General features: G+C 60.0%; 10 protein-coding genes. 3 read left to right on the top strand and 7 right to left on the bottom strand.

Annotated elements, in window-relative coordinates; translation table 11 throughout:
* Positions 1-191 precede the first annotated feature (191 nt).
* From ONB52_07025 to ONB52_07015, 3 genes are all read left to right on the top strand, one after another.
* Positions 192-1,742, top strand: a complete 1,551-nt coding sequence (locus tag ONB52_07025) for a methylmalonyl-CoA mutase family protein (protein ID MDZ7415901.1) — start codon at positions 192-194, stop codon at positions 1,740-1,742.
* 252 nt (positions 1,743-1,994) lie between these two features.
* Positions 1,995-2,843 (top strand): biotin--[acetyl-CoA-carboxylase] ligase, encoded by an 849-nt coding sequence (locus tag ONB52_07020; protein ID MDZ7415900.1) that lies wholly within the window; start codon positions 1,995-1,997, stop codon positions 2,841-2,843.
* 61 nt (positions 2,844-2,904) lie between these two features.
* Positions 2,905-3,675, top strand: a complete 771-nt coding sequence (locus ONB52_07015; protein MDZ7415899.1) for a type III pantothenate kinase — start codon at positions 2,905-2,907, stop codon at positions 3,673-3,675.
* Between the two features lie 99 nt (positions 3,676-3,774).
* On the opposite strand, the gene ONB52_07010 is transcribed toward ONB52_07015, so the two are convergent.
* The 7 genes from ONB52_07010 to ONB52_06980 all read right to left on the bottom strand — a co-directional run bounded on the left by ONB52_07010 (position 3,775) and on the right by ONB52_06980 (position 13,227).
* A complete protein-coding gene (locus tag ONB52_07010; GenBank protein MDZ7415898.1) occupies positions 3,775-4,245 on the bottom strand; it encodes a hypothetical protein in 471 nt (156 codons plus the stop codon).
* A gap of 10 nt (positions 4,246-4,255) precedes the next feature.
* Entirely contained in the window at positions 4,256-4,732 is a 477-nt protein-coding gene (locus ONB52_07005) for a hypothetical protein (GenBank protein ID MDZ7415897.1), read from the bottom strand.
* Complete coding sequence (locus ONB52_07000; protein ID MDZ7415896.1) at positions 4,729-5,493, bottom strand: hypothetical protein; 765 nt, start codon at positions 5,491-5,493, stop codon at positions 4,729-4,731. Before ONB52_07000 ends, ONB52_07005 begins: the two co-directional genes overlap by 4 nt.
* A gap of 218 nt (positions 5,494-5,711) precedes the next feature.
* Positions 5,712-7,319, bottom strand: a complete 1,608-nt coding sequence (locus ONB52_06995; protein MDZ7415895.1) for a hypothetical protein — start codon at positions 7,317-7,319, stop codon at positions 5,712-5,714.
* A 31-nt stretch (positions 7,320-7,350) separates the two neighbouring features.
* On the bottom strand, positions 7,351-9,675 hold the full coding sequence (locus ONB52_06990; protein MDZ7415894.1) for a hypothetical protein: 2,325 nt from the start codon (positions 9,673-9,675) through the stop codon (positions 7,351-7,353).
* 259 nt (positions 9,676-9,934) lie between these two features.
* Positions 9,935-10,534, bottom strand: coding sequence for a hypothetical protein (locus ONB52_06985; GenBank protein MDZ7415893.1), 600 nt, complete (start codon positions 10,532-10,534; stop codon positions 9,935-9,937).
* A 302-nt stretch (positions 10,535-10,836) separates the two neighbouring features.
* The gene (locus tag ONB52_06980; GenBank protein ID MDZ7415892.1) at positions 10,837-13,227 is read right to left on the bottom strand and encodes a TonB-dependent receptor; all 2,391 of its coding nucleotides are present in this window, start codon (positions 13,225-13,227) and stop codon (positions 10,837-10,839) included.
* Positions 13,228-13,280 lie beyond the last annotated feature (53 nt).

The following is a 13,280-nucleotide window of genomic DNA, read 5'->3' as shown; positions in this document are numbered from 1 at the left end:
TCCGAGGGTGGTACTTCACAGGTTGAACCGGGGTTTTGGGAATGCCACCGGCCTGCATTGCCTGGAAGCGCACGGCATTGCTGTACCGGTCGAACCGCGGCAGAAATGCCGCCCTCCTCAGGTGCAAACCACACAACGCGCACACACATGCCCGCGGGCATTTTAAGGCCCATTCATACGAGGACCCTGTCATGAAAACCGACGCCGATATCGAACTCAAAAATCTCTATACCGCCGCCGATGTTCCAGCGGCGCCGGAGCCTGCCGGCGAATACCCTTTCACCCGCGGCATCTTTGCAGAAATGTACCGCGCCCGGCTGTGGACCATGCGCCAATACAGCGGCTATGCCACGGCGGAGGACACCAATGCCCGTTTTCACTATCTCCTGTCGCAAGGCCAAACCGGCCTCTCCACCGCCTTTGATCTGCCCACTCAAATGGGCTATGATTCCGACCACAAGCTGGCCGACGGCGAGGTGGGCCGGGTGGGGGTGGCGATCTCGAGTCTGGAGGACATGGAGCGGCTGTTCGCCGGCATTCGTCTCGACCAGGTCACGACCTCGATGACGATCAACGCCACCGCCGCGATTTTGCTGGCGCTTTACATTGCGGTGGCGAAAAAACAAAATGCGGATTTGAAGGCCATCAGCGGCACGGTGCAGAACGACATTTTGAAGGAGTACATCGCACGCGCCACCTACATCTTCCCGCCCGCCCCCTCACTGCGCCTGGTCACCGACATGTTCGAGTTTTGCTCGCAACATCTCCCCAAATGGAATCCCATCTCGATCAGCGGCTATCACATCCGCGAAGCCGGCTCGGATGCCGTGCAGGAGGTGGCGTTCACTTTCGCCAATGCCATTGAATACGTGCGCCATGCGGTGCGGCGCGGGCTGGATGTCAATGTCTTCGGACCGCGGCTTTCCTTCTTTTTCAACAGCCACAACCATTTCTTCGAGGAAATCGCCAAATTTCGCGCGGCGCGGCGGCTGTGGGCGCGGATCATGAAAGAACGCTTTGGCGCGACCAACCCGCGGGCCATGATGTTGCGGTTTCACACGCAAACCGCCGGTTCCACCCTCACCGCCCAGCAACCCGACAACAACATCGTGCGCGTGACCCTGCAGGCTTTGGCTGCCGTGCTGGGCGGCACGCAATCCCTGCACACCAACTCCCGCGACGAAGCCCTGGCACTGCCCACCGAGGAGTCGGTGATGATCGCACTGCGCACCCAGCAGATCATCGCCTATGAAAGCGGCGTGCCGGCAGTCACCGACCCGCTGGGCGGCAGCTACCTGGTCGAAAGTCTTACCAATGAAATCGCGCGCCGCGCCGAAAACTATATCGAGAAAATCGAAGCCCTGGGCGGTGCCGTTGCCGCCATCGAGGCGGGTTATTTCCAGGAGGAAATCAGCCGGCGCGCATGGGAATATCAGCAGGCCGTCGAACGCGGCGAAAAAATCATCGTGGGCGTCAACAAATTTCAGGTGAAGGAGGAAAAGAAGATCGATCTCCTGCGCGTCGATCCCCGCATTCAAGCGCAGCAGATCCAGCGCCTCGCGGCGCTGCGCCGCCGCCGTGACCATGCCAGGGTCAGCGAGCTGCGGCAGCATCTGGAAGCGGCAGCCAGGGGCAGGGACAACCTCATGCCCTACATCATTGCCTGCGTCGAGGGCGATGTGACCCTGGGAGAAATTGCGGACTCGTTGCGCGAGGTGTTTGGCAGATATCAGGCAAAATAGACAGCTCTCGCAGCAAACGAAGACACCTCTCAGGCCCGGCTGTGCTGGCACCCGCTTCCCCGACCTGCCGTGCCGATTCAATCCCGCTTTGCCCGAAGTTTGCCAGGCAAGATTGCCCTTGAGTCTGAACGAATGTTTTCGTACTCTCTGGCGTCGCGGCCGGGTGACCGCCGCCCGCCACCATCGGCCAGCGTGATCAAATGTGACGAGTCGTTTCCGTGAGCCAAATCCCCGCCAGCGCTGCACATTCCCATGAGCCGACGCACTGAGATCCCCTTCTGGAAGCCGGACGCCCTGCAAGCCCTGCTGCCGACGCGCATTGTCGGCCGCAATCTGATCATTTTCAACCGCATCACTTCCACCAATGATTTTCTCAAGCGCGCGGCACGGCGTGGCGCAGCCACCGGCAGTGTGGTGCTGGCGGACGAACAAACCGCGGGCCGCGGCCGCATGCAGCGGCCCTGGCAGTCGCCCGCCGGCAAGGGTTTGTGGTTCTCCGTCCTGCTGCGACCACAGCTCGCGCCCGAACGCCTCGGCATGATCTCTCTGGCGATTGCCGCAGTGGTGGCGGAGGTCTTCTCGAAGTTTTGCCGCCGGGAATTTCAGGTGAAATGGCCGAATGACGTCCTGTTCGAGGGCCGGAAGGTGTGCGGCATCCTGTGCGAAACGCAAATCGTACAGGATGAAATCGAAGCGATCATCGCCGGCATTGGTGTGAACGTTTCACAGCAGCCGCAGGATTTCCCCGTCGAACTGCGCGGTCGTGCCACTTCGCTGGAACAAATTTGCGGCCGTCCCCTCGACCGCCAGCATCTGCTGCTCGAACTGCTGGCGGCACTGGAAAAAAGCCTGTTCGGCAATCTGCGCAGCAAGCTCGCCCTGCTCAAGGCCGCGTGGTGCAGCCGCTGCCACGATTTGGGCCAGCACCTGACCGTGACGCAGACTCCCATGAGCAAGCTCAAACGCATCACCACCGGCGTATTCGAAGGCATCAGCGACAGCGGGGAGTTGATCCTGCGGCTTTCCAACGGCACGCTGCAATTCTTCTCGGCGGGCGAGATCACCCTGGCCCGCGAAGGCTGGTCGCCCTCCAGCCCCTGAGTGTCCCTTGCCACACCACCACCGCTCCGCTACAGCGGCGACCTCCAAAGAGAGCCCCGGCATGCTTCTCGTCATTGACATCGGCAACACCAACATCACCCTCGGCCTGCTCGAACAGCGCCGCCTGCATGCAAGCTGGCGGTTGCACAGCAAGAATGCCCACACCAGCGACGAAGTCTGGATCATGCTCAAGCTGCTGCTGGAATCGGAGGGCTTTGGCCCGGCGCAAATCCGGGGCTGTGCGCTCAGCTCGGTGGTGCCGCATCTCACTCCGGTTTTCGAAGGCATGGTGCAGCAGCGCCTGCGTGTTCCCTACGTCAATGTCACATCAGATTTGGACACCGGCATCAAAATCCTCTATGAGAATCCCCGGCAGGTGGGCGCGGACCGCATTTGCAACGCGGTGGCGGGCTATGACAAATTCGGCGGGCCGCTGGTGGTGGTGGATTTCGGCACGGCCACCACTTTCGACGTGGTGACCCGAAACGCGGAGTATCTCGGCGGCATCATCGCACCGGGGCCGGAAACCACGGCGACGGTGTTGCATCACGTTTCGGCCAAGCTGCCGCGCGTGGAACTGGAATTCCCGCCGAGCGTGATCGGCCGCACCACCGAGACCAGCATTCAGGCGGGCTTGATGTTCGGGGGGGTGGAGTTGATCGACGGCCTCAACCGCCGCCTGAAGCGCGAGCTGGGCGAGGACACGCACATCATCGCCACCGGCGGGCTGGCGCGCGTGTTTCTGCCTCATCTCACCACAGTGGCGCGCGTCGAGCCGGCTTTGACCCTGGAAGGTTTGGGAATTATCTTCGAGCGCTGTGCCCCGCGGTAGAATTTCAGAACCCCTTGTCACAACACCCTTCCTTCATCTCCCGGCATCGTCATCCGTTGCCGGGCCGTCCGACTGCGGCGGAGACAGGCGCAATTGCTTTCACACAAACCGCCCCTCTCTCGTTCCAATATCATCTGACAAAGCCGCGCGCAGCAAGTGGCCGCGTTTGAGCAGGGCGTGTGCCAATGCCTTTGGCAGCGGCGCATCCGCTGCTCCTTCCAGGCCGGGATTGTCAATGATCGCCTGCATCTTCCGCTTGAGCGCAAAGTAGGGTCCCCGGCTGGCGCGCGATAAAAAGATGCCACCGTTGTCGAAATACCAATCCCGCATGGCCGCCGCGGTCTGCTTCACCAGTTGCGGCGTGAGCGGCTGTTCCGGGGAATAACGCGCGAGTGGCTTCATGATCCGCCACAGCTCCTGATAGGTGGCCAGCCGGTTCTTGCGCAATTCCCGGTCATATTCGACTGAGAGCTCCACCCGCGCCTTGGACAAGGTCACGAAGTAGGTGATGACCGCAGTGATCGCACTGGAGACCAACCCGGTCAGCAATGATTGCAGGGTTTCGTTCATCAGGCGCTCTTCAGAAAAGGCGAATTCTCACCCCGTGAAAATCTGTGCCGGCCAGCGGATGCCAGCCATCGATGTCATAGCGGGCATAGTCGTAGCACACATCGACATGTTCCGCCACCAGCCGGATGAACCTGGAACTTTGCGGGGAGGGCTCCAGGATGACATTGAACAGGCCGTAAGAGCTGAGGCTCACACCGAAGGTGTTGTATTTGACCTGGCCCAACGGATCGCGATAGCGGCCATAGCGCAGGAAAACACTTTCATTCGCCGCCAGTTCCCAGCCCGACTTGGTGATGATCCTGTCATTCTCCTGCCGCAGGATCACATTTTTGAAGAAGTGGATATCGCCCAGAAAAGTGGCATATGTAATTCGGCCGTCCGGCCCCTGGCGGACGAGCAATTGTTCGGCTTCATATTGATGTTCGAGTGAGAGCGTGCGCCAGGGACGATTGTTGTGCGTGCTCACCAGGCCGGCGTTCAGGCTCAACCCCACGCGGGCCGTACGCGGCAGGGGATCTGCTTGCGCGGGGACAATGTAGCTGATGGCATCCCCAATATTGCTTTTCGAATATCCCAAGCCCAACCCGAAGGTGGGGCGCACGCCCGGGCGAAGCTCCAGGGCCTGCCGGTGAGACGCGCAACGATTTCCTCGCCGGGGGCATACAAAAGCACCCCGAAATCGTGTGCACTGCCCGTCGCGGTAACGGGTCCCGGCTGCGATGTGATGCTCCTGAGGCTCAACGCAAATCCCGCCTTGATGACATGATCGACACGGAGTCCGGCGGTCCAAACTTTGGCGCTTTCGATGGCATGAAATGCAACAACCGTTGTGGGGTCGCCTGCGCCGGGGATTTCCCCATTTCCGTAATCGAGTGCGACCCGACTGTAACTGATTCCGACACTCACGGGAAGGCGATTGCCGATGGCCCGGAACCTGTATCCTCCGGCAAAAGTCCTGGCATCATAGGAAATATCAGAGGCCAGTGCACCCAACCAAATAGTTTTCCCCGGATAGAATTCCGCCATGAAACGATTGTCACCTGCCATGCTGCCCAAGCGGGCGGGGTTGAACATGATGCCGAGGGCATCGTTTGCCATTGACGCAACCGAGGCGCCACCCATGCCGTTGGCGCGCAGCGAGGGCTGAATGAGTAAGAATGTTGCAGCAGCAGTACCAGGGGCTTGCGCCCAGGCCACGGGCAAGAGGCTCAACATCAGCAGCACGGACAGCAATCTGATCGCCTTCATAGGAACCCCATTGCACTTGAGTTTGAGAAAGGGCAATCGCTTTGGCACGTAGCAGCGTATCATCTCATCAAACGGCGAATGCCACGCGCAAGTTCATTCCAAGCCGTCGTCACCGGCAACGCTTTCAACTCAAGGGTGGGGTTGTGGCCACTGGCGGCCGGCATCATTCAAAAAAAGCCGAGGCCAGGGAGCGCGACGCTGCCATGCTCACGCTGCCGTTACACCGAGGCCGGCATCATTGTACCGTTGCCATGCGGAATCAATTCCGGCTTTGCCTTCATCTCTTCCGAAGCGGTTACCGGCATTGTGCTGGTTTCCGGTGATTGCCGGCGCGACCGCGGCGCCAGCAGCGTCAACTCGCGCTCGGGTCGGGGCAAATACTCCCAACGCTTCAACTCTGCCTGCCAGCCGCGCGCCGGCAGCCGGTGCAATTCCACAAAAGATTTGCTCAAGTCATTGCGCACCACACCGCTCTCTTCCTCAAAAACTGCCGTCCAGGTGCCACTATTCAAATAAATCATGCCGGCCTCCGGCCAAAACTGCTGGTCGGGCTTGTGCGTATGCCCGCTCACGGCAAGGAAGGGGACGGCAGCAGGGCGGGGCAGTTCTTTCGTCATGAAAGCACGCGGGCCTTGTTCTCTGCCGCGGGCGTAACGGTGGTGCAGGAGTTTGCCCCATCGCGTAAACAGCCAGGGCAGGGCAAGAAGCGCAAGCACAAGCAACAGCCAGCGCTCCGCTCCGCTTGTGGCAAAAAACAACCATGGCGCAGCAGCCACCGGAACCATCACGCGCGCCACCTGCAAAGCACCCAGATAGATCAGCCGGCGGGCCGCCGGTTTCGGCCAAAGCAGAAAAACTGCCCGGAGCAATTGCGGCAGCAGTTTGACCGCCTTGCCCGGATGCGACCGCAGGAGATACTTCACCACGCGAATGCTGGGCCGTACGTTGTCGAGATAGGGCACTTCCATCTCGATTTGATTGACGAAATAACGATTGAACCAGGAGCCGGCCGGAAGCTGCAGCGTTTGCATGCGCGCCTCCCGCCATTCAACGGGTGTGTCCGTGACCCATTCGTAGCGATGGCCGTGCTCGATGCGAACGGTCTGCCACAACTCAACGCCCCGGCCGCAGAACCGCAGCCGGCGGTCATGGGACGCGAGCCCGAGTTTATGGCGCAGCCAGGCCTGCACCACCTCCTGGTCGAATTCCTGATCATGATTGCCGGTGATGATGAGCACGGGGAAACCGGCCCGCAGCCAGGCTTGCAGTGCGGCAAAGACAGCGGCATGCCCCTGCCAGGCGAGATACAGACGATAAACCGACTTGAAGTCTTGCGTGTCCAGTCCGTAACGTTTCTCCTGCAACACGCTTCGGTCAGCCGCCGGGCATGCACGCCACCGGTGCCGGCCCGGCAGATGCCTGCGCCAGCACGCGGCAAAGGCATCGAAGTCGGCCAGCAGTTCCTCCTTGTCACGCAGACGCAAATCGGACGCCGGAATTTCCTGCAACTGGTCGCGCCAGACCTGCAGCTCCGCCAGGGAGGCGGGCGTGCGCGTGATGCGCAGAAAGTCGATGAAATCGCCGTTGATGACCAGCAGGCACTTCTCGCCGCGCGCGCAGGCCTGCGTGCGCTTGTGCTGCAGGAACGCGGCGAAATCCTCGTCGCAGGTGAAGTTCTCCAAACGATGCCAATAGATCGAGCGGGGCGCACGGCCCTCGCCGAGGTGAAGATCGCTGACCACCAAAACCTGCGACAGATCATCCACGCCGAAATCCCGCGGCGTGAGCGGTTGATAGAAAGGCATTGTTTTGTGGAACTTCTTCATGACCAAAAACCTCCTGCACAGTGTGTTTGGCTCATTCTCCCGGCTTGTCATCGAGGGCCAGCAAAAAGGCCACCAATGCCGTGACGGTGTCGCCGCCGGGTTCATCTGCAATCCAATACTCATGACCAATGCCCTGCACATTCATGTCTTCCATCGCCACGCGCGCCGTGCTGCCCGGCACCGGATAAACCTTTTCTTTGTTCGCCGCAATCACTTTCTCCCGCTCGGATTGCAGCAGCACGGCTTGCAAACTCAACGCCGCATTGGGCCGAAAGTATGACTCGGGATGTTCTTCCCGATAGGCGAGAATCTGACCGGCACCGTAAATCTTCTCCGCGGGTGCACGGCGCAACAGCGCCTGTAAATCGTCACCCGCCGGCGGCATTTGCGGATCAAGCGCCACCGCCACCCCGCCGTCATGCAGATACGGCGCAGTGCCCCAGAGATAGCGCAGGGTGACGACTTTATAGCCGTACTTCTGTTTGCTGCCGAAAAACTTTCCCAGAAAACCCCAGAAGCCCTTGGCGATGGCTTTCCCGGTGGCGGGATCATACTCCGGCGCGATGAAGGTTTGCAGCGGCTCGGTTGCCAGTGCGCGTGCGCTGTTTGTGCCGATTTCCTGCAGCGGGATGATCTTGTTGTTGGTGAAAAATGGTCCGGCGTGGCATTTGGCGCAACCCTGTGCCTTGAAAATCTCATACCCCTTTTCCACCAACCCGGCGTTGCGCGCCCGGGCGAGCAGCGCGGTATGATTGGTGGGCGGCTGCACCCAGTCCAGCATCAGACTCACGGCATCCGAGACAAACTCATCGGCATTGAGGCCGTAGGTCGCGGCCCACTGTTCAATCCGGTATTGCTCGCGCACGTGGCGCGGCGTGATCACGCGCGTTCCCAGCAAGCCCGTCATCTGGTGGCGCAGGCTGCCGTCGCTGCCGAACTCGGCGGCTTTGCGCACGCGGCGGTGCGCTTTGTTGTCGGGATGCTCCAGCACCTCCCGGGGCACAACCGCAGGAAGATCATCGATCAACACCATGGCCGCATTGTTCAACACACCGGGCATGCCGTCGCTGATGCCGAGAATGTCGTCGCGCAGCGCCTGTCGTTGCGCGGGATCGTGTGCCACCGCGGGCGAATAACGGACGAGCAGATCGGCATACTGTTCCGCCGTCAGCACGGAAAAAATACCGGGCTTCATCCAGAAAAGCAGTTTGGCGGTTTTGCCGCCGCGATCCTTGCACAAACCCACGAGCTGGGAGGGATCGAAGGAAATCGTCCACACATTGTTGTTGCGGTCCGAGGCATTCAGCATCACGCCGTCATAGTTGAACGGCCAGTTCCGCCGCGTGAACAGCACGGGATATTGCAGCGGATTGTGAATCGCATCGGGCGTGTCATCGAAATAGCCGCGCGGCATCATCTGTACGCCGCGCACGATTTCGCTCGTGACTTCCTGCGGACGGCTTTCATAGTTCCTCAGAATCTCTTCCATCCAGGCCTTGGCCTCAGCGGGCGTCTTTTGCCCCGGCCGGCCGGAAGCGAACAACGCGGCGATTGGATTGGAAGCCGAAACGAAAATCCAACCGAGGTGCAAATCTTGATTGCCAATCGCCCAGGCATCTTCCGGCTTGAACGGTGTGCCGGGTGTGGCAGCGCCCAAACGCGCGGAGTGGAGATCGGTGCGGCCGTCCCAATCGACATCAAGAGAATAATGGCAAATCGCGCACGACATGCCGACGCGATATTTTTCCGGCGGCGCGGGTCCCACACCGCGTTCGCCGCCGGCGTAGCGATTGGCATCGAGCAGATAAGGCAGGTCCCGCTCTTCCCCGGATGCCGGCACCGCCACGATGCCCAGCGGCCAGGTGGCGCCGGCCTCGACATCCAAACCGGTGTGCAGCCGTTCGGGCAGCGGCAAATCGCCATGCAGTTTGCTCCCGGCAGGAAAGGTCAAAATCAGGTCATGCGTGTAACCGCCCCCGTTGCCGCTGTAAAGATTTCCCCTCACGCTGTCGAGCGCATCGATCGCCTCGACAAAAAACTTGAAGAAGCTTTCCTGGCGCCAGCCCGTCCCCGCCGGCACGTCCACCGTGCCGTTGAGAAAACCGGTCACGTCCGTGAGCAGCCGTTCGTTGCCGAATGTTTCGTTGCGAAACCACTCCTCGCCCCATGCCACCCATTTCATGTATTCCTCATAGGGAATTTCTTGTCCGTTGTATTTCGGGATCGTTGGTCCCGGCAACTCGTCGCGCAGAACGTCGTGGTTGCCCCAATCGAAGGGCGCGGGCGGGCAGCCCAGCACAAACAGGGACAACAGCGCGCTTGCGACAATGAAGATGCTTCCACCGTGGCGCTTCATATGCACTCCTTTTGTGATCGAAACGGGAATTCCACTGGCGTCCCTCGGGACATGCTCCCACCGCGGCGGAGCCGAAGTTTTCCAACATTCGGGCACCGTGGGACCCCCGGGGTTTTCAACCGCAACGGCCGGGTCGTCGCAGGAGCATGTCTCGCAGGTTGACTTTGCCGGCGGACGATGAAGCAATCAATCTTGCACCCCGCATGGCGGCTTTGCATGCCGCATGCAACATGACGGATGGGAATCCAGAGCAGTCGGCTCACAGTTTGAGCCGTCGCGCATGCGACACCACACGAATTGCCACGCCCGCCAGGATCGCAGCAGCTTGCAGCACACCCAGCACGACAACGAACGGCTCCTTGTTGTCCACGCCGTGCAGAATGACGGTCGAAGCAAAAAAAGTCACGGCAATAATGATCTGTATCGCACCCCGCTGCAGCCGCAGCCACCAGGCAGGGAAAGGCCGGGTCCACACTGCCATGATATCGAAGGCCCACCAAATGGTGATGATCAAATTGATGGTTGCCACCAGCATGCCCTGCGCGGCAAAAAACTCCCTCAGGCTGCCATGAAAGAAGATGACAAAGGCGTAGTAAAGATGAATCGCGTAGGACAGAAAGCTGAAAGTCCAAAACAGCAGCCAATAGTTTCGCCTGCTCTGCGAGTATCCCGGCAACACATAGAGACAGATGGCCGGGGTAAACAGAATCATGGTGGCCCGGGCGGTGTAAAGGATTTTGTAAAACAGAACCGGTTCCCTCTGCTCCGCCAGCAGCAGGGCCGCCGCCATCACAGCCAGAAAGCAGGTACTGGTGATCAAAAGCTCCCGCCGGGAAAAGGTTTGAAAAAATGGGGGCATCGTCGCTTTCCGATTTTGCCGATGAAAATGATGAGGCGGAGACCTGAATCCGCACTGTCTCAAGATGCCGGCGGAGCGGAATTTTCTCGCAAAATTTTCACGAGGGCGGCAGCGGGGTGGAAAGCGATCCCGGCATCCCGGGCTGCCGGATTTGCGAGGGCAGAGCAAACAAAAAAGCCGGGAGTGATCATGCGATCGACTCCCGGCTGGTTCAAACAGGCGGTGTTTAAAGGCGCGCCGAAGCGGGCACACCCGACTCACAAACGCCGGCGCTCACGCGCAGGCGCGGAGCCGCCCTGCTTTCAAAAGAAATAACTCAACCCCACCCGCACATTTCTCGGATTGCCCGGCGTGAAATGCAGCTCCGACACCGGCTCCGTTTCGTTGGGTAATCGCGATTCGGTGTCAAATTGCGCCTCGTTCCAGTCGGTGTCCGTGAGATTCTCCAGAATGAAATGAAGCTGGTAATTGCCAAAACGATAGCCGGCGGTGAGATCTAATACGGAATAGCCGAGCGCGGTGACGGTGTTGGCTTCATTGGCAGGCCGATCGCCAATGTGGCGGTAGCGCAAGCCGCCCTCGAGGCCGGAGGGATGCTTCACCGTCAGGCCACCGGCGGAAGAGAGACGCGGTGCCAGCGGAATTTCATCCGCCTCGGCCGGCGCATCACGCAATTTGCCGCGGGAGAGATTGAGATCGACATCGGCATAAAGCCAGGAAGTCAAGCCGCAGCGGGCTTCGAGATCGAGGCCATGGCGCTGCGTGCGGCCGCTGAGTTCAGTCGTGCCCTCGTCGCCGACATACACGAACTCGCGTTCGAGATTGAGGCCCCACAGCGCCGCGCCGAAGTTGAGACGATTGCCCAGGCGCATTCGAAATCCAATCTCGCCGCCGGTGGCGCGCGGCAGCGTTTCCTCACTGCCCATGGCAGGGTCGAAATTGGCCTGCGCCAGACGCGCGGCGATCTCCTCTTCGCTCAAACCCTGCTGCCGGTAGCGGCGAATGGCATCGCTGACGCGGCGGGCAATCACCACGTCGCGAGCATCATTGGAATGAAAGCCGGTGCCAAAATTCACAAACAGCTCCAGGGCCTGTGCCGGGCTGATCACCAGATTGGCCTTGGGGCTGAGAATCGTCTTTTGTGCGAAACCGGAAGCATGCGGCAAATCCGAAGGCGTGCCTTCGAGATGATCCTCCACATCGTAGGTGAAATAATCGCCGCGCAAACCAAGCTGCAGCCGCACCATTGGACCAAGAATCAACTCTTCCTGCGCCCAAAGGTAGAGATTGCGTTGAAAGATGTCAGAATTCACCAATGCCTGATCGCGCACTCTTCCCGGACTGCGCCACAGCGCGACCGCAATGTCATCAGCACGATAGCCGCCGCCGAGTGTCGCCGTTGCGAGCAAGCCGCCGATTTGATGATGAAAGCGATGGCGGCTGTTCAAGCCCAGCAGCGTTCGGCTGTCGGTTTGCTCGATCATGTCGCCGTTGACGGGATCATTCAGGAAAAATGTGAAATTCGAAAACAGCTTGAAGTTGTAACGTGTGGTGTAAGCGCGAATCAAAAACTCGCTGTTGCCCTCGCCATGTGCTTCATAGGCGAGATTGAGATTCTGCCGGCCGGTGGTGCCGCCTTCAAAATCATCAATGGCGCCGAAGCGGTCGATCAATCCCGATCGCACGGCGCGCCACGGAATCTGGCCGGAAGCGTTCCAGGCCGAGCTGAAGCCGCCGATGTCAAGCGAGAGCTTGGAAGTCTCATTCAAGTGGGTGTGAAATTTTCCAAAAAGATTGACGCGACGAAAGCCCTGAGGACTATCAACCGGGCCGTCCGTGCCATAAAACTGCCCGGCCAGGTAGGCATTGTTGTGAATGCCGGTGCCGGGGATTTGATAGAGGGTGGTCAGACGATACGTTTCAAACTGGCCGCCTTCGAGCCGCACCAAATTGGATTCGACATGATCGCGCGTGCGCATGGCCACCGCGCCGGCAGTGGCGAGATCGCCGAACTCCGCAAAGTAGGGGCCTTTGTAAACTTCCAGGGCGTCGATCACCTCGGGAATGATGAAATGCAAATCGGCATAGCCCTGGCCGTGGCCGTGCGACACCATGTTCACCGGCATGCCATCCACCGAGATGTTGACGTCGGTGCCGTGATCCGCATCAAAACCGCGCAGGAAAATTTGCTCGGCCTTGCCGCCGCCGGCGTGTTGCGCGATGATCAAGCCGGGCGCGGTTTGAAGTAATTCCTGTGCAGAGCGGTTGGGCCGCACGCGCAAGTCGAAATCCCGCACGGCGCGCGAGGAAGCAGCGGAATACGGCCGATCGGCCTGCACCAGAATTTCGCTGAGATCGAGCGGCTTCTGCTGCAGCTCGAGGGCGAGAGTCGTCTCGCTTCCAGCCGTCACAACAAGGCGCTGGCGAAGCGTCGCGTAACCGATCAAGCTCACGATCAGCTCATACTCGCCGGGCTTCACACTCGTGATGCTGAAGCTGCCGTCGGCAGCCGTGTTGGCGCCACGGCTTGTGCCGCTGAGCACAACATTCACCTCCGCGAGACCCTTGCCGGTTTCAACGTCCTTGACGGCGCCCTTGATCGCGCCGGTTTCCTGGGCCAAACTCATCACGGGGTACAAGCCGATCAAGCTACAAACCATTGCCAGGTGAAATATCCGCTGAAAAACACGCATGCATTTCCTCCTTGATGCCGGATACTTGATACTGGTTGTGGGTGCGGTTGCAT

This window comes from candidate division KSB1 bacterium (assembly GCA_034506255.1).
Lineage (GTDB): Bacteria > Zhuqueibacterota > Zhuqueibacteria > Zhuqueibacterales > Zhuqueibacteraceae > Coneutiohabitans > Coneutiohabitans thermophilus.
The sequence above is the reverse complement of the archived record's forward strand: the minus strand, read 5'-3'. Positions and strand labels throughout refer to the sequence as shown.

Excerpts from the sequence above, each read along its gene's own strand:
- ONB52_07020 (MDZ7415900.1), top strand. The coding sequence starts at position 1,995 with ATGAGCCGACGCACTGAGATCCCCTTCTGGAAGCCGGACGCCCTGCAA.
- ONB52_06985 (MDZ7415893.1), bottom strand. The coding sequence starts at position 10,534 with ATGCCCCCATTTTTTCAAACCTTTTCCCGGCGGGAGCTTTTGATCACC.
- ONB52_06995 (MDZ7415895.1), bottom strand. The coding sequence starts at position 7,319 with ATGAAGAAGTTCCACAAAACAATGCCTTTCTATCAACCGCTCACGCCG.
- ONB52_06990 (MDZ7415894.1), bottom strand. The coding sequence starts at position 9,675 with ATGAAGCGCCACGGTGGAAGCATCTTCATTGTCGCAAGCGCGCTGTTG.
- ONB52_07000 (MDZ7415896.1), bottom strand. The coding sequence starts at position 5,493 with ATGAAGGCGATCAGATTGCTGTCCGTGCTGCTGATGTTGAGCCTCTTG.
- ONB52_06980 (MDZ7415892.1), bottom strand. The coding sequence starts at position 13,227 with ATGCGTGTTTTTCAGCGGATATTTCACCTGGCAATGGTTTGTAGCTTG.
- ONB52_07025 (MDZ7415901.1), top strand. The coding sequence starts at position 192 with ATGAAAACCGACGCCGATATCGAACTCAAAAATCTCTATACCGCCGCC.
- ONB52_07015 (MDZ7415899.1), top strand. The coding sequence starts at position 2,905 with ATGCTTCTCGTCATTGACATCGGCAACACCAACATCACCCTCGGCCTG.
- ONB52_07010 (MDZ7415898.1), bottom strand. The coding sequence starts at position 4,245 with ATGAACGAAACCCTGCAATCATTGCTGACCGGGTTGGTCTCCAGTGCG.